The organism is Paenibacillus sp. NPDC058174, assembly GCF_042883865.1.
GTDB lineage: Bacteria > Bacillota > Bacilli > Paenibacillales > Paenibacillaceae > Pristimantibacillus.
This window is the reverse complement of the sequence record NZ_JBHVUY010000012.1, coordinates 1-22,374: the sequence shown is the minus strand read 5'-3', so window position 1 is coordinate 22,374 and position 22,374 is coordinate 1. Positions and strand designations below refer to the sequence as shown.

Here is a 22,374-nt window from a genome sequence, read left to right as displayed (position 1 = left end):
GCGAGGCTTCAACGGGCTTCACCTCCTCGTGTGAAATTACCATAGGCTCGTGTTGTTGATTTTCCGGCTAATCGTGTTCGCCGATACGAGCAGAATGAAATTCATAATGTTGTTGAACAAGCCGATTGCCGCTGAGAATCCGTAATCCATTTGAAGCAGGCCGCGACGATATACGAAAGTAGAAATAACGTCGGCTGTCTCGTAAGTTGTTGAATTGTACAGGAGCAATATTTTTTCCAGGCTGCCCCCTGCCATCAGCGTCCCGAAACGCAAAATCAGCATAATGATAATCGTCGGCATAATGCCGGGGACGGTAATATGAAGAATTTGCTTGAATCGCCCCGCCCCGTCCGTCTTGGCGGCTTCATACAGACTTGGATCAATGCCGGCGATAGCTGCCAAATAAATAATCGAGCCCCAGCCGATGCCTTGCCAGATGCCGGAAGAGACATAGATCGTACGGAACCATTCCGGCGCGATCAGAAACGAGACCGACGGAAGGCCCAGCAGTCCCGTCAATTGGTTAATTAGTCCGTCCCCGGACAAGAAATCGACCATCATGCCGGCAACGACAACAATGGAAATAAAATGCGGCAAGTACGTAATCGATTGCACGATATTTTTAAACACGCGTTTGCGGATTTCATTCAGCAGTAGTGCCAGTATAATTGGAGCGGGAAAGCCGAATACGAGCTCATACAAGCTGATCATGACCGTATTGCGGATCAGTCTCCAGAAATAATAGCTTTCGTAAAAAGAGATAAAATGCTTGAAGCCAACCCATTCGCTGCCCCAAATTCCGATAGCGGGCGAAAAATTTTTGAACGCAATCTGCAAGCCGTACATTGGAAAATAAAGAAACACAACGTAATAGATCACGACCGGAAGCAGCATCAAATAAATGTATTTATTGCGTGACCATTCCCGCAGCAGTTTCAACTTCCAAGCCCTCCTTCTGTTGAAAAGGTGACGAAGCAAGCGGGTTCCCCGGCTACAAGCTCTCGAAGCTGCTTCCGGCGAACCCGCTTCCCTTCCCTACTTTCTTAACGTTTCAAGTATCTGTCGTAAGCAGCCTGCTGAATATTCAGCGCCTCTTGCAGCCCCATGCCTTCAATCGTCTTCACGAAGCTGTCGAAGTTGTCGATCGGCTCAGCGCCCATTACGAATTTGTCGAACATCTCGTCGCGGAAGGTGGTAATGTCCGTCATAATAGCCGCAAGCCGCGCGGATTCGTCGTTCGTGAATGAAAGCGGCGGCAGCCAGTTGCTGTTCTCAACATTCATCCAGGTGTTAAGCGCATCCTTCTGCTGCGGCAGCGAAGCATTTTGCTCCTGATAGCGTTTATCCTGAACAAGCGGTCCCCCGAACGGTACGGCATATCTGCCCAGCGCGGTTGCGAAAGACAAACCGTCCGGATTTTTCATAATTTCATCCGTGTAAGTCGGGAAGCCGTCTTTCATTTCATAGCTTTTTCCTTCGATTCCGAAGTTGAACAGCATCGAGCCTTCTTCACCATATTTGTAATCAAGCCATTTTACCGTTTCCTCAACATGCTTGTTGTTTTTCGTTATAGCTGCGCCTACGCTGTTGAAAATCGGCTCCAGCTGTCCAAGCACCGGCTTGTCGCCCTTAGCCAGAGTCGGATAAGGCGCGCCTGCGAGGTTAAAGGAAGGATTTTTCTCCTTCATCGCATTCGTATACTTGCCGATACCGCCGCCGACGGCCATTTCGGACGAACCAAGAAGTTCTCCCGTCCACTTCGCATCCTTTTGCTTATCATCCGTACCGGCATAGTCGCGGTCGATCAGCCCTTCCACGTACCAGCTGCGCATCGTTTGCAAAAACTGTTTGTACTCCGGCTGAACCGGACCGTACTGCACCTTGCCGTCCTTCAGATTGAAGCGGCCGGAAATGCCCCAGGCGTTCACAAATACGTTGCTGAAATTAAGCATCGTATCTTTGCGGATCAGCAGCGGAATTTCATCCGCCTTCCCATTGCCGTTCGGATCGCCTTCTTTAAATGCAGTCAATACGTTATGCCATTCATCAATTGTAGTTGGCATCTGCAGATTCAGCTTATCCAGCCAATCCTGGCGAATGCCTAGTCCGAAATACGTACGCAAATATGGATCGCTTCTCAGAAACGGGAAAGCGAATATACGGCCGTCATCGGTCGAAATTTCTTTCTTGATCGCCGGGTTGTCTGCCAATATTTTGGACAGGTTTGGCGCGAACTTATCGATGTAGTCGTTAAGCGGAATAATGACGCCGTTATTCATAGCGCCAACGCCGCCGCCAGGATAATCATTCCAGCCCCATTGGATGACATCCGGATAATCGCCGGAGCTCATCAACAGGTTGAACTGATTTTTCTCTTGTCCGCCAGCGGGATGTTTAAAATCGATATGGATGCCCGTCTTCTTCTCTGTTTCCTGATAGGCTGCCATGTCGTTCAAGGTCTTCACGCCCGGTGCCGGGCTCCCCGACATCTCTACAAAATAAGTGAGTGTGAGCGGACTTGAAACGATTTTGCCGTCTGCCGGCGCCTCTGCTGTCGCTGTACCCGGCGAAGCGGTTGCAGGCGATTTCGCTGAATTGTTGCCCCCTGAGCATCCGGCTAACGCGACGGTCAAAATAACCGACAGCAGCATGATGGATTTACGTTTGTGCATGTTAATGTTATACCCCCTTGAGTTTGGTTAGGCCTGTATTCGCTGCCTGACCTCTATCCTATCGCCGGCGCCCAGCGGCTGCCTATAATCCGGTTGTTAGATCGGCATTCCTTTTATCCATGCGCGGCTATCTACTTTTAAGATGGATGTTCCGTATGTTTGTTTACCCGGTATTGTCCCGGTGTAATGCCTTCATGCTTCTTGAAAAAACGGATAAAGCCGATATCATTCGAGTAGCCGACGACCAAAGCAATTTGCGCAACCGTGGACTCCGTTTCCGACAGCAGTCTTTTCGCCTCGCGCAGCCGAACCTCCGATATAAATTCCAGTATGGTGCGCCCCGTTGCTTTCTTATAGAAGGAAGACAAATACGGCTGTGTAATACCAAGCTCGTCTGCAATCAGGCCTACGCTAAGCATGTTTTGACCAAAGCGCTCCTGTACGATCCGCTGAATCGTATCCAGCATACGGCTTCCCTGATCGCTCCGGCCCTCCTTCCAATGACGGCATACGGCCTGGTAGTCCGCTTTCAGCTCCAGAAACTGGCGATGCGCATCCTGCATGCTGTCCCCTTGATTTCTCAATAACCGTAATGCCATATCCGGCTCAGCCCTCGGCGTCGTCTGGACGATACGGAACAGCGTCGAGGACAGATGCATGAGAAAATAAGAGATGATCACTGATCGGGTGCCTTCCCCCGTATCATGGTCAGTGTACAGCGCATTCAGCAGCTGTTCGGTTTTCTCTTCTTCACCGGACTTTACGTAGTTGGTCAACTGCTGCTCAATATCGAGCGGAAAATAATAGGCCGGTATCTGCTCCGGCAGCTGATTCGCCTCGAGTTGCTCGGCATGGCTCTTCCGGTTTTCGTCCAGCCGCTTCAGAGCATCGCGGAACGCCTCGCCAATATCATGGCGATCATGAACGAGGGAGCTAACGCCAATGGCAACACGCAGACGGAACCGCTGGCGCAGCACTTGATCAAGCTGTTCCGCGATAGCTGCAAGTCCGCTTGCATTCTGAATGTCATCCGCTTCAAAGAAATTGATCATAAGAGCCACTCTTCCCGGATCAAGCTCCGTTGTATACGCCATGTACCGTTCATTAGCCAGATCGGATGCAATATTGGAGATGACGAAGTTGACGAAAAGCCGTTCTTTTTCATCATTTTCAGCTGCAAAAGCGCTCATATCCTCCACATCAATCAGCATTACGGCAAAGCTTTCCGAGACGAAACGGATGCCCATAAACTGCAGCGACTGCTCCAGCAATTCATGAGGTTCGGCATAACCTCTAATGAAGCGGCTTAAAAAATGAATCCGAATAATTGGCGTCTGCTGTGACAATCTGCCCCGCAGCTCCGTCTCTGTTAATCGGGCGGTTTGAATCGATGTGCGAATAAACTCATATTCGATTGGCCCTTGCTTACCTGGGGAGACGACGCCAGCGCTATTGCCGGAAACGGCTGTTACAAGATCACGAATCGGCCTGTAGTTCCGAAAAGCCAAATATCCGGATACAACCGCCCCTGAAAACGCTGCCAATACAAATAACAGCAAGGCCCAGCTTCTCACTTCATTCACCTCTGCCAGAAATACAGTGCGAGGAACCTCCAATACATACTTCCAGCCGTAGACGCTCGATGTGGCATAGGAAATAACCGTATCTTCGCCGCTTCGCTTGGCCGACAGCTTTCCTTGATCGCCTGCCATGTCCGCATAGCTGAACGGCAAAACGTCTCGTTGTTCTGTCGTTGCACTAATAATCCGATTGTCGGCATCAACGATATAGATTTGTCCTTTGCCCGCCTCAGCAAGGCCCTTGAACATATTCCCCAGCTGCTCGTCATTAATCATTATGAATAAGGTTGCCAGCTGCTTAGAACGGTCGACAAGCGGCAGCGTCTGCATATAACCAAGAATGCGGCGATCCTCTCCGAAGCTGTTGCTCGCCTGCAGCGCCGGTTCAAACGTACGGAAATGATAGCCGTTCTGAAACCTGTTCATCCAGTCCTCTGCCGTTATGCCTTCGAACCGGTCCACTTGGCCAAACAAAATGTCAGGCGTCGTCTTCACACCGGGGCCAAGCATCGTCCCGAGCTTAGGCAAGTAAATATAATAGTCGTAAATAAAAGGCGTCAATTGCTTATACCGCTTCAAATCGTCGGCCACCTCGATCATGGCGTATTGATCCTTGTCCGACAATGGAAGTTTGCTTCTCATCAGCTGCATCAGCTTAGGATGGCTAGCGACCTGCTGCTCCAGCTGTTCAATCATTTGCAATTGCCCGTCAGCCAGCTCCCGCAGCTGCCCCAGCATTGCCGAATTCGTGTGTTCAACTGCCGTTTCTACCACATCCTTGGCGCGCCAATACAGCAGGCTTCCAATTACGATCAATAATAGAAGAATCGCAATATACGACCAGAATAACGCTGACCATGCCCCGTTTAATCTAAACCATTCCCATTTGTGCTTACTCATCGTACGCATCCGGCTTCCTCCGCTTTCCATGCAAGTGATATACGATTGCCTCTGTCTCTAAGATTGTTTAAGTATACCAATATTACAAACGACTAGAGATTATCCTTTCATTCGATCCATGAACCGTTTATAAGATATGCACGGGACAGAACGAAAAAAAGACTGCGCAGCAGGCGATGCCGCGCAGTACTCCTATTAACGTTTACCCGTTCTCTTTGCCTATAACCGCAATCGCTTCCTGCACGCTCATTAGCGTTTCGCTCACCGCGCTCATATCCTTCAGCCGCAGTATACCGGCTTCCGCTTCTTCGCTGCCGACTAAGATGACATACCGGATGCCCTTGGATGCAGCGGAGGCCAGCGCTTTTTTCAGCTTCCGCTTGCCCATCTCAACGCTTGTACGGATACCGCTGGCTCGAAGCTCGGCTGCTGCCTTTAAAGCTTCTGCCATTGTGTCACCGATCGGGATTACGGCAGCCAGCGGCAGCGGTAATTGAACCGGCCGTTCCTTAAGCATCTCCATGATCGATTCCATGCCGAATGAGATGCCTGCAGTCGGATATTGAATATCCTCCCTGCCAGCCAGCTTGCCTATAATCGCATCGTACCGTCCCCCTCCGCCAAGACTGGAACCGTAGCGCTGCTCCGCATCAAAAATTTCGTATACAGTCCCCGTATAGAAGGAAAGACCGCGAGACAGGAAGGGATCGAACCGGCAGGTTTGGCCCAGCCCGAGTTTGTCCAGCAATTGCTGAAGCGCTTGTACTTCCATTGAACCTCTCGAATTTTCGAGGCCGTATAAGCCCGACAAGCGCTGGAAGGATGGCTCCTCCATTACAGCAAGCTCGGAAATTGCGCCGATTGCCGTTTCACTTATTCCTTTATCTCGCAGCTCCTCGATGAGCGCTCCTATGCCAATCTTCTCGATTTTGTCGAGCGTGAGCATAACGGACAGCTTCTGATCCTCCGCAACGCCAGCCGCTTCCAGCAGTTCTCCCAGAAAGCGCCGGTTATTCCATTTCAGCACAATGGGGATTTCCAATCGTTTGAACGCCTCAACCGCTATGAGGATCAGTTCGGCTTCAGCCTCCGGACCTTCAATGCCAACCACGTCTACGTCGCATTGCAGAAACTCCCGCAGCCGTCCTTTTTTGACCGGTCCGTCCCGAAATACCTTTCCGATTTCATATCTTCTGAACGGCAGTTCAATTCCCGGGTTCCAAGCCACCACCTTGGAGAACGGAATTGTCAGATCATAACGAAGACCTAAGCTCCGCTTGCCTTGATCCGTCAACTGGTACATTTCCTTCATAATTTCGTCGCCGCCCGCGTACTTGGAAGCAAGCAAGTCCAGTTCATTTAAGATCGTCGATTCCATTCTGCCGTAATCATACAGCTCAAACACCTCTTGCAGCACGGATTGCACTTTGCTCCGAAGCGCCTGCTCGGCTCCGAAAAAATCATAGGTTCCCTTCACATTTTGCATGACACTCATCCCTCTCTTTTTTTGTAATAGAAAAATAAAAAACGCGCAGGACCTCTTGGTCCTGCGCGCTCCATATGCGGCAGGGAGGCCAACGCGAAGTGCGTTAGCCCACCCTGAAATGTTCGACAGGTGTGCTAACGCTGTTTGTGATGATGATGAAGTTGATTTTGCATGATGAAATTCATGTCGTTAACCCCTTCAAATCGAATCGTTGCATTGAAATAAAATTGATTATAACATATGCGGCTAACGATGCAACAGATCAAGCACGATTTCGCCGCCGATTATTTCTCCGGTCTCGATAAAGCCTAAATCTTTGTATAATTTATTGACGACCACGTTCTGAGGCACATGAGAAATGCGAATAGATGCTTGCTCACGGCCATCTCGAATTTTGCTAATAATTTCGTTCAACGCCGCTTTTCCGTATCCTCTGCCCTGATATCTTTCATCAATCATGAATCTCACAATCCAATAAAATCCGTCTTCCGGATAGGGTTCTTCGTCAAAAAGAGTAAAACCGACCATCATCTCTCCTGCATAAATGCCATAAGGCCTGGAAGAAGGTTCTGCCTCAGCCTTTTCTAACGAATGCAAGTTAGGTGCAACAAAATTCATTTGATCTTCCCGAGGTTTTAGCCCGATGCATAGCTCCCGGTTTTGCTCGGTTATCGGTTTTAAAGCGACGACTTGACTTATCATCATATTCGCCCCCTTCTCTGTTAACTCCCATAGGACGGACAGCGTTTTGTTACATTTTAATTCAATTGATATTATTTATCAATTAAGCTCCGCACGGCTTTTTTTGAAGGCTTGAAGCGCCTCTCTCATTGCAGCCTGCTTGACTGCTTCCTGCTGCCCGGCTTGTGTGGACGTGAAAAAGGCTTCATTCGCATATATCGAGAGCAAGGTATTGCATGTCGCAGCCGCTGCTGCCGCTTCATCCTGTACTAAGTAGTATGCGATCTGGTAGCAGTATTGCTCATAATCGCGAAGAATTTCGATCTTATTCACGGCTCGATCTTCAAGTGTCATTGCATTCCCGTTCATATCCGTTCTCACCTACTGCCTAACGTATTGTGCATCTCCACAATAGTATAGCAACCACAACCTGTACATTACTTAAAGTAATTCTTAAGATTGTCTTAAATTGTAAAAGGGAACAAAGGCGGTCAATGGTCCTAGAAAATAGCCTCCGTTCGTTTGTATAACGAAAAACCCCAGAGAATGTTTCTCTGAGGTTTCTTGTTCATCAAATGACTTTGCGCTTCAAGAAGGCCGCACGGCCATTTTCCCCTTATACCAAAGAAAATAGCACAGCACGACACTGATAGCCACATAAGCCCCAATCATGCCAACGATGCCGATCCAGCCTAGCTGCCCGTACAGCAAGCCGCCGCCCGTACCGCTAACGCTGGAACCTACATAGTAGAAAAACAGATATAAGGCGTTGGCTTGCGACTTATGGGCGTCGCCCACCAATCCGACCCAGCTGCTGGCAATGGAATGGCCGCCGAAAAAGCCGAAGGCAAACAGCGCCAACCCGGCGATCTTCACCCCTAAGTGAGGATGAAGAGTAAGTACGGCACCTGCCAGTATAATGGCAAGGGCAAGGATGATGACCCCAGTCCGCCCGTAACGGTCAGCGAGTCTGCCCATCCAGGTAGAGCTGAATGTGCCCATCAAATAGACGACAAAGATGCTGCCCACGATCGATTGGCTTAGATGAAACGGTTCGCCGGTTAGTTCAAAGCCAATGTAATTAAACAGCGTGACAAAGCTGCCCATCAGCAAAAAACCAAGTCCATACAGACAGAGCAGTCGGGGATTGCGGCATTGTGACCACAGCAGCGGGATGACCCGGTTCAGCTTGGCGTTCTGTTTGATGAAATGACGGGACGGAGGAATCGTTACGAAAAAAAACAACGCGGCGGCCAGACCAACCGCCCCCATGCCGCCTATAGCTGCACGCCAGCCGAACCAGTCCGTCAGCAGGCCGCTTATCATTCTGCCCGCCATTCCACCGATGGAATTGCCGCTGATGTACAGCCCCATTGCATAGCCTAAACTTCTGGAGTCAATTTCTTCCACCAGATAGGTCATCGCAATAGCCGGCAGTCCAGCGAGCGCGACGCCCTGCAAAATACGCAAAAGCAGCAGCACCGGAAAATGAGGGCTAAATGCCGAAAGGATGGAAATAACAGATGCTGCAATAAGCGAGGCCGTCATGATTGATCTTCGGCCAAGCGCATCGGACAATGAGCCGATAAACAGCATCGTTAATGCCATGGAAACCGTAGTTACCGACAAAGTCAAGCTGGATTGCGTCGGTGTAATATCAAATGCGGCCGTCATCTCAGGCATTAACGGCTGCAAGCTGTATAATAAGGCAAATGTGACGAATCCGCCCGCAAACAGTGCAAAGCTAACATTGCGGAAAGACTTTGTACCTTGTTGAATCCGCATTTCCTCCAACCTTCTTCACTGAGCAAGCTCCGGCTGCCCTGGCAGGACCGGGACCGGTTGACCGGAACCCGCCCATTTATTTAACGAATAGCTTCCGCTCCATGTGCGTTAGAAATTCAAAGCCGTCAGCCGTCACGACAACGGTATCTTCAATCTGAAAACCGCCGGCGCCCAGCTCATAATAAGGCACTTCCACGCAGAGCACCATTCCAGGTTCCAGCATGCGGTGATCGCCAGGGGCTAACGTAATATCATCGTACAGCTCCAAACCGATGGCATGCCCGACATGCTGACGCCGGTAATGGGGAATGCCTTCCTTCTGCACTCTGGCGACGGCCGCTTGAAATACCTCCGATGCTTTGACTCCCGGGCGAATGAGATCCAGCGCCTCTCTCCAGCCGCTTAATACGGCAGCAAAGTGACGGGTCATCCAAGCCGTCGGCTCTCCGAGCACCGCAGTCCGGCCTGTATCTCCCCAATAACCGTCCAGCTGCATGCATAAGTCGAAGCGGACTTGATCGCCCGCTTCAATAGTGCGGAAATAGTTCTCGATCAGCGGCAGCGCACTGCGAGGTCCCGCGCCTACCGCCGTCATAGCAGGTGTGCCGCTGCCCTTCATAACGCTAAGCCGGTAATGCTCAGCAAGCTCCCGTTCATGAACACCAGCCGCGATCAGATCGATCAGCTGCTGTTCGATGCTCTCATTAAGCGCAGCCGAACGCCTCAATCGCTCTAATTCAAATGGCGTCTTGATCTGTCGAATTTGCCGGAACAGCTTATAAGCCGGCAGCGCTTCTCCTCCAGGAAGACCTTCGGCAAACCGGCTCAGAAGATCCGGTGTCATTCTCATCTCATCAACGCCAATAGGTTGACCCTTAAGCCCCAAATCCGCTGCTGCAGCCTCTAAAGCTTCGACGGGTCCAGCGTACGTATTCACGCTCTGAAGCAAGGAATAGAACAGATCGATATCAGGCGTAGACGGCTTGCCCTCCACAGACCCTTCTACGAAAAAGTCGCTGTATACATATAAATCAGCGCTCGTAATACCCATCTGCGCGATGACGCCAAGCCGGTTGGTCGGAATAATGAGGCATGGGCGCAAGCTTGAGTCCCGCGGCAGCAGCGCATAAATCTGCATCGTCCAATTGGTCGCGCGGAGCGATGAGCCCAGCACATAATGTACATTTTCAGGCGTAGTCGCTACTATAGCTTCCACACCTGCTGCGGCCATCAGCTCTTCCGCGCGCGGCCGGTTTACCCCCGATTCTCCAAGTGAGGCAAGATCATTCATGGCATTCATGACCTCCTTTTGTTCTGCCCGCCGCCAAGCAAGCTGTCTATACCGGGCGCCGAACGAATAATAAGCTTAATGGCCAAAAACAACGTCAGGGCAAATGCGATAAGCACAACAGAGACGACGGCAACGGTCGGATCCTGCCATTTCTCCATATACAGAAAGAGCTGGATCGGCAGCGTATAGCTGCCCTGCCGCAATATAAGCAGCGCAGTCTCCACCTGATCAAATGTAAATACGAAGGCAATCGACCCGGCCAATAGCAAGGAGAGGCGCAGCTGAGGCAGCGTAACCGTGAAAAAAATGCGAAGCGGACCTGCCCCAAGATCTGCTGCAGCTTCGCGGTGCGCCGCATTCAGATTAGCCATAGCACTCCCTACAATAGACAGGACGAACGGCAATACGATGACGGCCTCGCCTAAAATCAGTGCAAAAAGCCCTCCGGCAATGTGCATTTTGGAAAATAAAATTAAATAAGCGACGCCGAGTGTAATTTTCGGCATAACCATTGGCGACATGAAGAAGGCGCGCAGCACGCCGCTCCCCCGGAACGGATATTGTATAATCGCCAAAGCAGCCAAGGTGCCGGCGACTAATGCCAATGTCACGGCGCCTGCCGAAGCGGCGATGCTGTTCAGAAAGGCTTGCAGAAATTGCTTGTGATCCGCGAGCTTGCCATACCACTCCAGCGTCAGCCCCTCCGGCGGAAATTTCGTGGCGGCCCCCATGCTTATCGAGGTCATAATAATCATCAGCAGCGGCAAAAGCAAATACAGGCCGACTGCTCCGACGAAAACATAGAGGAGCCACTTGAAATCAACTGTTTTCTTAGGCATCGTTGTTATATCCTCCCCTGCCGGGCGCGGCGGAACATAAGCCAATCCGCACCCTTATTGACAATGAGCGATACCGCGATCGAGGAGACGAACAGAAAGATACTGGCTACGGCCGCCATCGGCCAGTTGGTGTCCAGCGTCCGCTGATAAATAAATACAGGAAGCGTCATAACCCGCCCTCCGCCTATCAGCTGCGGTGTCGTAAAGGCCGTCAGGCAAAGCGTAAATACGATTTGTACGCCGCTCGCAATTCCCCTCGCCGACAAGGGGAATGTAATGGTGAAGAATGTGCGCCATTTGCCTGCCCCCAGATCATGGGCGGCAGCCTTTAATTGATTGTCGCTTTGCGAGAGCACATTCAGCAGCGGGAATACCATGAACGGCAAAAAGATATGCACCAGAGCGATGACGACGCCGGTCTCGTTGTACATCATATTGAATCCGTGATCGGTCAACCCCAGATGGATAAACAACCAGTTCATAAAGCCTTGGCGGGAAAGCAGCAATTGCCAGCCGTAGGATCTTACGACGGCGCTGACCAGCAGCGGAAGAAACGTTAGCAACAGCAGCGTTTGCTTCAGTCCGGGCCGTCGCAGACCAGCCATGCAGTAGGCCAGCGGATAAGCAAGCAGCAGGCTCCAGAACGTTACCTTGGCCGCGACGCGAAATGTTGTTCCGATCAGCGTCCAATAGTATGGGTCAGTCAGGAAAGCCCGATAAGCCTGCCCGTTCCAATCACGTATCAAGCTTCCGTTGTCGTACAGATCAAAGCTGTAGCGTCCAAAAATAAGCAGGCCTCCAAGATAAACAACACCCATTAATGCGATGGCGGGCAACAGCAGCAGCAGTTGAGCGGCCCAAGGTCGGTTCCCGTAGGTGAACAATCCGACAATCCGGCTGGCTGCCCGCATCATAGAGCGGCCCCCATGCTCCCAGAAGATTCATCATTCAGGAGCAGTCCATCCTCGGGATTGAAGCCAATTTGCAGCGTATCGCCAACGTTATATCGGATGTCACCACGCTGATAAAGCACACTTGCCTGGAGTTGGAATCGTCCGCCGATATCTAGCGTGTACCGTATGCTGGCACCGCCGTAGACGCTCTCGATTACCTTGCCCTCCAAGCGGTTTGCCATATGACTTGCCGCTTCACCGAGTCTGACGTACTCATATCGGATAGAAAGCGCAAGCAAGCTGCCTGAACGGGAAGGCGAGGCCTCCCTCGACTGCCGGATTTGGAGTGTGCTGGCGAAGCAAGCAACACGAACGTGATCTTGCCCGGTTTCCAGCACTTTCACCGGAAGCAAGTTGGTATCGCCTATAAATTTAGCGACAAAGCTGTCGGCAGGGCGTTCGTAAATTTCGTCCGGCGCAGCGTATTGAAGCAGCTTCCCGCCTCTCATCACGCCAATCCGGTCGGACATATTCATGGCCTCGCTTTGGTCATGCGTGACGAAAATAAAGGTGCCGCCAAATTCGCGCTGAATCCGTTTCAGCTCGCGCTGCATATCGAGGCGAAGCTGCATATCCAGCGCCGATAACGGCTCGTCCAGCAGCAGCACCTCGGGCTTGTTGATCAGAGCGCGTGCAATCGCTACGCGCTGCGCTTGGCCCCCGGACAGTTGGGAGACGGAACGGCGGCCGTAATCCCCGAGCTGCACCAGCTCCAGCATTTCATGAACGCGCCGTTTAATGTCCGCTTTTGCAACCTTTCTCACTTTCAAGCCGTAGGCGATGTTGTTGTAGACATCCATATGAGGAAACAGCGCAAGCTGTTGGAAGATCATATTCGAATTCCTTCCGTAAGCCGGAATGCCCGAGACATCCTTGCCAGACAGCAGTACCGTCCCCTCGTCCGGCTGCTCGAGGCCGCCGAGCAGCCGGAGCAGCGTCGTTTTGCCGCAGCCGCTTGGCCCCAGCAGCGATACGAACTCTCCCCGCTTCACTTGCAACGTCACCTGATCAACGGCAGTATTTCCCGCGTAACGCTTTACAGCATTCCGCGTTTCTATCGCTATAGTACCCTGCCCGTCGCTCATCGTGCTCTCCTCCTATCTGTTACTGCACAGCCAGCCGGCTTACAGCTTTGTTTTCACAAGACGGTCCCACTGCTCTTTCCAAGCGGAGCTGTTCTTGGCAAGTGCGTCCCAGTCCGGATTAATTCCTTTGCTTTGCTCCTCGACAGAGAAGGAAGGGTCGTTTTTGTATTTATCCGGAACTGCCGCAGCCGTGCTCGTAACAGGCGTTCCTGTCACTTCGGCATAGCGGGACAACGCCTCTGCGCTAAGCAGTTCATTAATGATCTCGTTGGCAGCCTTTTGCTGCTCCGGCGTCGAGCCTTTTACAACTTGCAAAGAATACGGGAAGGATATCGCGCCTTCCTTCGGATAAGCAACTGCAAGCGGCGAACCGCCGTCGATCCACGTCTGCGCAACTTGCGCGCTGAATGGCGCGATGAGGGCATCGCCGGAATCGAGCAAGCCTTTCAACTGATCATTGGACGTAACGAGCGTACCGATCTGGTCGCTGTGCTCCGCCCAGAACTTGAAGGCAGGCTCGGGATTTTCATAGGATGCTCCCAGCTCTTCGCCTTTAACGGCAATCAGCGGGGACAAGTAGGAATAGAACATATAATCCCAAAGCGCCGATTTTCCTTTGAATTCTTTGTTGTCCCACAGGTCATTCCAGCTTGTTGGCGGTGTCTTCACCAGGTTTTTGTTATAAACCAGGGCAAAACTCGATACACCCCATACGATGCCTTTGTTATCGGATGTATGGAATTGCTCCGGAATATCTTTCATATTCGTAACGATGCTGGTGTCCAGCGGCTCCCACATATCGTCGTTCAAGCCTTTAGCTGTTGCATCGGCGTTAAAGTAACCGAAGTTCACAATCGGGTTGTTCGGATCGGCTTGCTTGCCTGCTACCATTTTCGGATACATAACGGAGTTCGAGGACTCTTCGAAAGTCACCTCTACATTTGGATGTTTCTTCACATACTCGGCTACTACTTCTTTCGGAACAGTATCCTGATTCGATCCCGCCCATATAAACATTGTCAATTTAACCTTCTTGCCGCTTCCGGCATTGTCTGGATTATTAACGGCTGGACTATTATTGGTGGTGCCTCCTCCGCAAGCTGACAGCACCAGCATCAGGGCGAGCGCAAGTGTAAGCCATACATTTGAACGTTTACGTGTTCCAGTGAACATAGTCGATCTCTCCTCTTGGTTGTTCGTTTGTTTTTTATTTATTGTTGCAGCCTGGCGTCCTGACTAACGAAGCTCGATGCCCCGGCGAAGCTGCTCCATCAGCTTTGCGACTTCATGGGGCGGTACAAGCTGGTCTGTCTGATCGGCTTGATTGAGATGCTCAATTTCCGCCATCGTTTTTCGCTTCAGGAAATCTCGAAGCGAAACCGGATAGCTGCGCAAAGCGGCGTTGACGGCAAGCTGCAATTCATCGCTCCACATAGCTTCGAACTGCTCTCTCGCACTGCCGAAGCTGAACGGCGCCTCGCTTCTTACATGATTAGCCCGCAATCTGGCGGTAGACGCTTCATCGAGCTGATTCCCTTTCACCTCTACACCATAGCTTTCGCGTGCTTTGCCGGCTGACAACAGTCCGCTTTGCACATCCTTCAGTACGAGAGCAGGCTCTCTTTCGAAGGGATCGCCATAGCCTCCGCCGCCCTGGGATAGAAAGGTTACGGTTTCCCCCGGCTGCAGCAGTAGCTCATCAATTCGCCCCAGAGCGCATTCATCAGACAATCCGGCATTCAGGATCGCTTCTCCGTGTTCGCCGACACCGCCGCCAAGACGGCCCCAGGGCTGGAATTGCATCCGCTCCATATTTCTTGCGGTCATTACGGTATCCGGACTGAGAATCCGGACACGAAGATCAATGCCGCTTCCGCCCCGGTATTTGCCTGCGCCAGCAGAGTCGGCACGCAGCCCGTAACGCTCGATCAAGACCGGCATTTCCGCTTCAACGGTTTCTGCCGGAATGTTGCGCAAATGCCCGACAGCGAAGTCCATGCCGTCAATGCCATCCTTCATCGGTCTTGCGCCCGATCCCCCGCATATCGGCTGAATGACGCCTACTTTTTTCTTCCCGTTCGAGGAATCGGTCATCGCCATCATGACAATGCACGCCTGGCCTGCTCCCGCTGCGGGCAGCTTGCGGCTCTGTGCCTGACTGAGCGCGCCGGTAATAACGTCCATCACGCGGATAAAAGTTGCCGCCCGCGCTCCTACTGCAGCCATCGGCTCCGGATTGAGAACGGAAGCCGGCGGGGCATCGTTGCTCACCATCCGAATCATTCCGGAATTCCACGGAATTGTAGGATCGATTGTACGGAAATAACGGATTAACGCCGGGACGAGCATGTAATGGCCTTGCTGGTTATGCGTTGGTATATTAAATGAAGCTCGTACCTGCGGATCGGTTCCGTTAAAGTCCAGATGAATGTCCGAGCCGGCAATCGTCATCCGGCAGCGCAGCCGGATCGGATAGCCTCCCGGCCCTTTCTCCAGGTAATCCCAGAAATCATAGGAGCCGTCGGGAATATCTGCGACGATCGCCCGCCCTTTCAGCTCGGCATACTCCAGCAGGCTCTCGATCCCCTGTTCGACTTGAGGAGCACCATACCTGGCGATCAACTCTTTGAGCCGGGTCTCGCCCCGATTCAGCGCCGCCATAAGCGCCTTCAAATCACCAAGATTTTGTTCAGGGATACGGCTGTTGTCCAGAAGCAGACGAAGCACCTGCTCATTAGGCCGGCCGGCTTCATACAGCTTGACCGGTGCGATCCGTATCCCTTCCATATGAATATCGTAAGCGGTCGGCGACACGCTGCCGGGAACTTTGCCGCCGACATCCGAGGAATGGACAAAGCACATGCCGAACGCGATAATCCGGCCCTCATGGAAATAAGGCTTGATCAAATGAATGTCCGGAAGATGCGTGACCATTCCCCCAGTCGTATAGGGATCATTGCAAATGACAATATCGCCTTCCTGCCAATGACCGATCGCTTGAATAGCCGCAGCTGCCGGAATGCCCAGCGACAGGTTGTAGCCCGTATCAAGCGGCGAGCCAAACGTCTCTCCCTCCGGCGACAGCAAATAGGTGCCGAAATCGCCGGTTTCTTTGACAAAAGCGGTAAACCCGGTACGAAGAACAACGTTAGCCATCTCCTCGACCGCAGCCTGAATCCGGTTGTTGAAGATTTCCAGGAAGACTTTGTCGGTAATCATCATTCAGCCTCCCCGATTATATTGCCGTTCGCATCTCGATAAATCGAGTATCCTGGCGGGATGAATACTGTCGTATCATACTCTTCGATGATGGCTGGACCGGGCAGGCGCGCATCAGCGGAAAGCTGATCACGGCTCAGTACGCTAGCCTCATACAGACGCCCGTCAAATGTAATTCTTCGAGTCTCAATCGGCTTCTCGTTAAGGGCTGGCGCCTGACTGACGGCCGTACTCTTATTCGGAAGTACACCGACGATTGTAGCCCGTAAATTGACGAACATAACCTCCGCCTCCGGCTGGCTGATGCCAAATACCGTCTCATAGAGGGCATGAAACTTCGCGGTTGCTTGTAAAGGGTTATTAATTTCTTCTTCCGTTAGGGTTACTTCCATATCGAAGGCCTGTCCTTCATAGCGCATATCCGCGCTGTATATGACATAAATGCGCTCCGGCTTCACTCCGCCGCGAATCTCCTCCTCAATCCATCGGCGTCCCTGCTGCTCCAGCCCGGCGAATTGTCCGGCAAGCTCTCCCGCCTTCAGTTCGCTGCTGTTCTTATGATGCGTATAGACAAAATCATTGCGCAGATTCGCGACGGTACAGCCCATAGCGCAAAGCGTTCCTGGTGAGGGCGGAATGAGAACCCGGCGAATGCCAACCTCCCGAGCCATTAGAAAAGCATGCATCGGCCCCGCTCCGCCATAGGCAAGCAGAGTAAAATCGCGAGGATCGACACCTTTACGAGCCATCAGCGGCGAGAACTGTGCGTACATGTTGGCTGTTGCGACATCCAATATCGCTTGTGCGGTCTCCGTCGCATTCAATTCAAGCTGATCGCCCAGCCGCTTAAGCGCCTGCTCCGCTAATTCGGGAAATAACTGCATCTGGCCGCCGAGAAAACGATCTGCTTGCAAAATGCCAAGATGCAGATACGCATCCGTCGTTGTAGCCTGATCACCGCCCCGATTGTAGCAAGCCGGGCCCGGCTTGGCACCCGCGCTGCGCGGGCCTACCTTTAGAACGCCGACCGAATCGACCCAGGCGATGGAGCCTCCGCCGGCGCCAATTGCAGTCACATCTACCGCCGGAATGATAACGGGAAAGTCGCCCACTTGATTTTCCGTCGAATACGCCGGTTCTTTATCGATCAAGGCAACATCTACGCTCGTTCCGCCCATATCAAACGTCACTACTTGGAAAATCCCTGCCTGCTCCGCAATATGAGTTGCGCCGATGACGCCGGATGCCGGACCTGACAGCAGTGTTCGGACTGGTTCTGCAGCCGCTCTTGCAGCTGTCATAATGCCTCCGTTAGACATCGTCGACAGCAGCGTCGCTTCCACGCCATATTTTCCGATTCCAGCTTGCAGCCGGTTAAAGTACGAGCCCATTCTTTCACCTACATAAGCATTCATAACCGTAGCCAATGTTCGTTCGAACTCCCGCTGCTGCGGCCAAATGGCGCTGCTTGTGCAAACGAATAATTGCGGATAACGCTCGCGAATGAGCTGCTCGGCCTGCCGCTCGTGCTCAGCATTCGCATAAGCATGCAGAAAGCTGATAGCCAGCGCGGTGACGCCCTCTTGAACGAGCTCATCTACCGCCTTTAGCAATTGTTCGGGAATAAGCGGCCGAAGCTCGCTGCCGTCCGCAAGCAGCCGTTCATCAACCTCCTTCACCAGATGCCTCGGAACTAACGGAAGCGTCTTGTCTCCGTACAGGTTGGTCGTATTTTCAAGCCGAAGCCGGCGGATCTCAAGCACATCCCGGAAGCCTTTCGTCACCAGCAGGCCTGTAACCGCACCGTTTCTTTCAATTAATGTGTTGACTCCAAGCGTCGTACCGTGAACAAACAGATCAATGCTGCCCGTATCGATTCCGCGGTCTTGAAGCTGCTCCAGCGCATGAAAGATAGCCTGCTCAGGCGCATCGGCAACCGAAGGCGTCTTCAGTGCAGCGACAACCTGGCCTTCGCCATTCGTGACGATGGCATCCGTAAACGTACCGCCAATATCTATGCCTAACCGGTAGATGGCATCCATCTCCCTCACTCCTCCACCTTGCGCAACCTGCTAAATACGGTGCTCTTTATTTTTGATCGCGAAATAACGTTTAACATCCTCGATCATCTGATTGATATGCGTAACCATTGCCGCTTCCGCCTGTTCTGGAGAGCCTGCCGCAATTGCATCCAATATCCGCTGATGATCGACGACCAGCTCACTGCCTACCGAACGGCGGATATAGGCGGTTTCCATAAAGTCTCTGCTCGTCTGCCAGACTAATTGAACGGCATGGAAAAGCACCTGATTGCGTGCTGTAAGAGCCAATATCGTGTGGAATTCACGATCTTCCTCGTAAGGGATCATATTTTTGGACAACAGCTTGAGCTGGGCAGCTATGGATTCCTCCAGCAAAAGAATATCTTCCTTCGTTGCCCGCTGCGCAGCCAGAGAAGCGATTTCCCGCTCCAGCGCCCGCCTGGCTACGAGCACATCAAGCAATGCGGATTCTCCGGAATTGTTCAGCAGTTGAAGCAGCCGGACATTCACATTTTTCTGCTGCAGCTCTCTTTCCAGATACGCGATGCGCTTGTTACCTTCCTCCGTTAGAATCCGGCCTTTACGGCCTTCCAGAACGGTAAAGCCCTCCACGTCCAGTTCCATCAGCTTCCGGCCGATCGTGGCTTGACTCAAATCATATTTTTTACCGAGCGTGTGAACCAGTGTACTTGCCCCCAAAGGGCTTTCGGCGTTCAACAATTCCTTAAGCAGCTCATACTCCAGCTGCAAGCTCTGTAATTCCAAGGTCATTCTGCTCATCCTTTCAGGCAATCCGTATCATTCTTGATGTCGCCTTACGTTGTTACTCATTGATGATTAATCGGATTATATCGCTCTTTCGACAAATAATCAACTATTCACACCAAATTAGTGCGAATAATGCCGTGCTTGATCGAATATCTTTGAAAGCTTGCCGCTTTCATTCAAACTGGCCGGCCTAGCTTACAATGGGAAACGTTTGAAACAATCGTACAGCAGCCAATATCTGTTGCCCACAATACTATAATCGTCATTATTCCCCTCCATTAAGAGATCTCCCGCTCTATTTTGATGCCCGCCTTCTCTTTGTCGAGTTTTGTGTTAATTCGACAATTTTTGTCATTCTCCTTTTTTTCCCAATCATTTTTTTATGCTTACCTAATTCCCTCTAAATAAAAAACCTTCTCATCTTCCACAACGGTGGAGGATGAGAAGGTTTTAACATTCACTGAACGCTTGGAGACTTCGAAGACTCAGACGCCCGATCCCGGTGACAATACACCAAAAACTTTTTGGTACGGTCAGAACGCTATCCTACTCATGACACGACTTCAAAACCTCGCTGACCAAATTGAACGATGATCGATGCTCCGGGAGCAAGCTCAAGAGCAGGCAACGAGCGTACATGCTGCTGCCCAAGCGGCTTACGGGCTTCCAGTGACGTTTCAGAGAGGACATGAACGGCGGCTGGAAAATCCGTCTCGTTCCATAGCCGCAAGCAAAGCTCGCCTTCGTTCACATCGGCAAGCCTTTCCGCTCCAATATGATCAATCGCTGCGAAGATGCCGGTATCAGGCTGAACGTAGAGCCCCGGCACCTCGACAATAGTCAGCATAAGCGCCGTCTCGCTCCAGCAGGAGCCATTGAAGACGCCGCCAACCTTGTCCTCCCCTTCCCAGGCGCTCAGATTAACTCTTTCGTTGACAAATCCGGCAGTCAGACGGCTTCCGGGTTCATCCCAGCTCATGATCGGCCGGTCTTCACGGGACATATACTGTGGAATCGTACGGGCAACATCGCGCAGCAGCTCCAGCCACTGCATATCCCCGGTCGCACGGAACAGCTTCAGCAAGGAATCGCCAGAGAGTGTGCAAATACCGGGAGCGCTATGCTGATTCTGGGCGTTCGCCAGCACGGTTCCCGTGGTCTTCATCCCCAGACGGCCAAACTCCGCATGGGATGGCCATTGAAAGTCATAGGATACGCACCAGGTCATGCACAGGCTCGCAGCTTCCCGGGCCGACGTTAGCCACTCTTGTTCGCCCGTTATTTCGTAGAGCACGATCAACGATTCCAGCAGCGCAAATGCCGATTCGCTGTCCGGGCATTGCAAAATCTCGCCCGGCCCCCCCGTCGTATAGCCTGCTCTCAAATCCCTCTCCACATATAGCCGCGCGGATTCACGAGCTGCTGCTGCGTATTTCTCGTCGTTGAAGTATTCAGCCGCCAGCATAAGTCCGGCAGGTACAATGGCTCCGGAGGTAGATCCGCCGACGATAATATCGCCGGTGTGAACGTCCACAAACTGGCCGAACTGGCCGTTCTGCTCCCACAAGCGGACGAAGGCGTCAGCCAGCCGTTTCACTCCGGCCTTCCAGTCATCCGGTATTGCTTCGCCCTGCTGCTCGATAAGTGCAATTTGTTTGAGGGCAAAGTACAATACGTCCCCACTTTTACGGACGAGATGCCACCTTGAAGCATCCTCCCGGTCAAAGCCGTCGCCCTGATACTGCCCCTGCGAATAAATACCGTGCAGCAGCCCCGATTCCGTTTGCGTACGGAACATAAAATCAATCGTACGGCGAGCCCGCTCCCGGCTCTTGACGCTGCCAGCCGCCATCAATGGATATGTCGTTATTCCGCCGCCTACCCAGCCGCATTGCCAATCTTGAAAGTGGTTCTCTCTAAGGCCAACGGAGTAATAATGCTCCTTATCTTCCCAGTTCATTTCGTTATACTTGTTCTCCAAAATATCCCATGCCGCGAAAAAGGGGATAGCAGCAGGCAATTGCTGCTCACTCGCCAATGATTTGCGAATCGGGGCAAAGCGCGCAATCCATTCTGTAACGCTCGTACACGGGAACACATGGGCATGGAGGCGGACGTTTGTTTCTCCGCTTGAATCTGCTTGACCTTCCTGTGTGAGCAACGACGTGGCGCCATTTGCCGGAATTTGCAGCGACAGCACCGCCCTAGAGCGGTCCTCGTTTTCCTCAATCACGATACCAATCGGGCCGCCAGACAGATTAGACTCCAGCAGCAGCCAGCAGCCAACATGACTGTCCGGCATATAGATGCCGATTGCAGGCGTAGACAAATCCCGGGTGTCCCGCTCCAATCGGGACTCTCCCTGCCCAATGTTCAAACGGGCAATATTTGTAACGGTTACCGGCAAATCTTTGCGCAGATCCCCCTCATCCTTAAATATTGGGGGGTAAGGTATGCTTCGTGCCTGAAACCGGTTGCCTCCGTATACCGATCCGGGCAGCATAATCTGATTTTTAACCGACCAGCCTTCGATGGCAAAATCCAATTGAACGGCTCCATTGCCGCTCTTCCCGGCTGGCCTGTCGTCCGAAAACTGTATGATGCATTCAAATACGCCCGCAGCAGCCTCCTGTTGATTCCATTTGAATGACCTTTCTGTATATTGTCCGGTCACTCTAGGCTCCTGAAGGCCCGGTACTCCCCACATTTCTGACTTCCGCTCTCCCATATGCTCTCTCTCCTCCTAATAAGAATGACCGGCAACAAGGTGCCGGTCAGAAAGTAACCCTTACATGCACTTCATCTTCCGATGCTCCAATGCTTCAAGTGCCAGTGCCCCGTGCTAATCAGGCAACAAAATGCAAAAGTGCAGGTTGATGAGCCCCAAATGGTCCAAATCAGCGCTCAAAATGTAAAAGTACATTTGGAATCTCATATTTTCGCCCTTTTGAGGCTTTTCAGGCCAATCAAAATGCACATTGGACCTCTGTCAAGAAAGTAGACACTGCTTAAGTGTATCAACTTACTTTTTTGTAATAATTCAACTCAAATTGATTGGGTGATAAATAACCCA

Annotated in this window: 16 protein-coding genes; all 16 read right to left on the bottom strand. The window is 51.9% G+C overall.

All coding sequences use genetic code 11. From position 1 onward, the window contains the following. Nucleotides 1-36: 36 nt before the first annotated feature. Complete coding sequence (locus ACFVVF_RS27770) at nt 37-933, bottom strand: ABC transporter permease (RefSeq protein WP_387816458.1); 897 nt, start codon at nt 931-933, stop codon at nt 37-39. A gap of 110 nt (nt 934-1,043) precedes the next feature. Next, on the bottom strand, nt 1,044-2,672 hold the full coding sequence (locus ACFVVF_RS27765) for an extracellular solute-binding protein (protein ID WP_387816354.1): 1,629 nt from the start codon (nt 2,670-2,672) through the stop codon (nt 1,044-1,046). 137 nt (nt 2,673-2,809) lie between these two features. Continuing rightward, entirely contained in the window at nt 2,810-5,152 is a 2,343-nt protein-coding gene (locus ACFVVF_RS27760; RefSeq protein WP_387816352.1) for a helix-turn-helix domain-containing protein, read from the bottom strand. A 202-nt stretch (nt 5,153-5,354) separates the two neighbouring features. Then, nucleotides 5,355-6,638, bottom strand: a complete 1,284-nt coding sequence (locus tag ACFVVF_RS27755) for a histidine--tRNA ligase (protein ID WP_387816351.1) — start codon at nt 6,636-6,638, stop codon at nt 5,355-5,357. Between the two features lie 246 nt (nt 6,639-6,884). Continuing rightward, entirely contained in the window at nt 6,885-7,343 is a 459-nt protein-coding gene (locus tag ACFVVF_RS27750) for a GNAT family N-acetyltransferase (RefSeq protein WP_387816348.1), read from the bottom strand. A gap of 75 nt (nt 7,344-7,418) precedes the next feature. After that, the gene (locus tag ACFVVF_RS27745) at nt 7,419-7,652 is read right to left on the bottom strand and encodes a hypothetical protein (RefSeq protein WP_387816347.1); all 234 of its coding nucleotides are present in this window, start codon (nt 7,650-7,652) and stop codon (nt 7,419-7,421) included. A gap of 255 nt (nt 7,653-7,907) precedes the next feature. After that, on the bottom strand, nt 7,908-9,104 hold the full coding sequence (locus ACFVVF_RS27740; RefSeq protein ID WP_387816345.1) for an MFS transporter: 1,197 nt from the start codon (nt 9,102-9,104) through the stop codon (nt 7,908-7,910). Between the two features lie 76 nt (nt 9,105-9,180). Beyond that, complete coding sequence (locus tag ACFVVF_RS27735; RefSeq protein ID WP_387816343.1) at nt 9,181-10,395, bottom strand: M24 family metallopeptidase; 1,215 nt, start codon at nt 10,393-10,395, stop codon at nt 9,181-9,183. Nucleotides 10,396-10,400: 5 nt separating this feature from the next. Next, on the bottom strand, nt 10,401-11,234 hold the full coding sequence (locus ACFVVF_RS27730) for an ABC transporter permease (protein ID WP_387816341.1): 834 nt from the start codon (nt 11,232-11,234) through the stop codon (nt 10,401-10,403). Nucleotides 11,235-11,239: 5 nt separating this feature from the next. Next, a complete protein-coding gene (locus ACFVVF_RS27725) occupies nt 11,240-12,148 on the bottom strand; it encodes an ABC transporter permease (protein ID WP_387816339.1) in 909 nt (302 codons plus the stop codon). Further along, on the bottom strand, nt 12,145-13,272 hold the full coding sequence (locus tag ACFVVF_RS27720; RefSeq protein WP_387816337.1) for an ABC transporter ATP-binding protein: 1,128 nt from the start codon (nt 13,270-13,272) through the stop codon (nt 12,145-12,147). Before ACFVVF_RS27720 ends, ACFVVF_RS27725 begins: the two co-directional genes overlap by 4 nt. A 39-nt stretch (nt 13,273-13,311) precedes the next feature. Continuing rightward, nucleotides 13,312-14,445: an ABC transporter substrate-binding protein gene (locus ACFVVF_RS27715; protein ID WP_387816335.1), complete on the bottom strand. Its 1,134-nt coding sequence runs from the start codon at nt 14,443-14,445 to the stop codon at nt 13,312-13,314. Between the two features lie 63 nt (nt 14,446-14,508). After that, entirely contained in the window at nt 14,509-16,494 is a 1,986-nt protein-coding gene (locus tag ACFVVF_RS27710; protein WP_387816334.1) for a hydantoinase B/oxoprolinase family protein, read from the bottom strand. Continuing rightward, nucleotides 16,491-18,533 (bottom strand): hydantoinase/oxoprolinase family protein, encoded by a 2,043-nt coding sequence (locus tag ACFVVF_RS27705; protein ID WP_387816333.1) that lies wholly within the window; start codon nt 18,531-18,533, stop codon nt 16,491-16,493. Before ACFVVF_RS27705 ends, ACFVVF_RS27710 begins: the two co-directional genes overlap by 4 nt. A 30-nt stretch (nt 18,534-18,563) precedes the next feature. Continuing rightward, nucleotides 18,564-19,304, bottom strand: a complete 741-nt coding sequence (locus ACFVVF_RS27700; protein WP_387816331.1) for an FCD domain-containing protein — start codon at nt 19,302-19,304, stop codon at nt 18,564-18,566. 547 nt (nt 19,305-19,851) lie between these two features. After that, nucleotides 19,852-22,029, bottom strand: a complete 2,178-nt coding sequence (locus ACFVVF_RS27695) for a hypothetical protein (RefSeq protein ID WP_387816329.1) — start codon at nt 22,027-22,029, stop codon at nt 19,852-19,854. Nucleotides 22,030-22,374 lie beyond the last annotated feature (345 nt).

What these genes read in the sequence shown, in the direction of transcription:
- ACFVVF_RS27715 (WP_387816335.1), bottom strand. Translation starts at nt 14,445, where the DNA reads ATGTTCACTGGAACACGTAAACGTTCAAATGTATGGCTTACACTTGCG.
- ACFVVF_RS27725 (WP_387816339.1), bottom strand. Translation starts at nt 12,148, where the DNA reads ATGATGCGGGCAGCCAGCCGGATTGTCGGATTGTTCACCTACGGGAAC.
- ACFVVF_RS27700 (WP_387816331.1), bottom strand. Translation starts at nt 19,304, where the DNA reads ATGACCTTGGAATTACAGAGCTTGCAGCTGGAGTATGAGCTGCTTAAG.
- ACFVVF_RS27760 (WP_387816352.1), bottom strand. Translation starts at nt 5,152, where the DNA reads ATGAGTAAGCACAAATGGGAATGGTTTAGATTAAACGGGGCATGGTCA.
- ACFVVF_RS27730 (WP_387816341.1), bottom strand. Translation starts at nt 11,234, where the DNA reads ATGCCTAAGAAAACAGTTGATTTCAAGTGGCTCCTCTATGTTTTCGTC.
- ACFVVF_RS27695 (WP_387816329.1), bottom strand. Translation starts at nt 22,029, where the DNA reads ATGGGAGAGCGGAAGTCAGAAATGTGGGGAGTACCGGGCCTTCAGGAG.
- ACFVVF_RS27750 (WP_387816348.1), bottom strand. Translation starts at nt 7,343, where the DNA reads ATGATGATAAGTCAAGTCGTCGCTTTAAAACCGATAACCGAGCAAAAC.
- ACFVVF_RS27735 (WP_387816343.1), bottom strand. Translation starts at nt 10,395, where the DNA reads ATGAATGATCTTGCCTCACTTGGAGAATCGGGGGTAAACCGGCCGCGC.
- ACFVVF_RS27720 (WP_387816337.1), bottom strand. Translation starts at nt 13,272, where the DNA reads ATGAGCGACGGGCAGGGTACTATAGCGATAGAAACGCGGAATGCTGTA.
- ACFVVF_RS27740 (WP_387816345.1), bottom strand. Translation starts at nt 9,104, where the DNA reads ATGCGGATTCAACAAGGTACAAAGTCTTTCCGCAATGTTAGCTTTGCA.
- ACFVVF_RS27705 (WP_387816333.1), bottom strand. Translation starts at nt 18,533, where the DNA reads ATGGATGCCATCTACCGGTTAGGCATAGATATTGGCGGTACGTTTACG.
- ACFVVF_RS27710 (WP_387816334.1), bottom strand. Translation starts at nt 16,494, where the DNA reads ATGATGATTACCGACAAAGTCTTCCTGGAAATCTTCAACAACCGGATT.
- ACFVVF_RS27765 (WP_387816354.1), bottom strand. Translation starts at nt 2,672, where the DNA reads ATGCACAAACGTAAATCCATCATGCTGCTGTCGGTTATTTTGACCGTC.
- ACFVVF_RS27755 (WP_387816351.1), bottom strand. Translation starts at nt 6,638, where the DNA reads ATGCAAAATGTGAAGGGAACCTATGATTTTTTCGGAGCCGAGCAGGCG.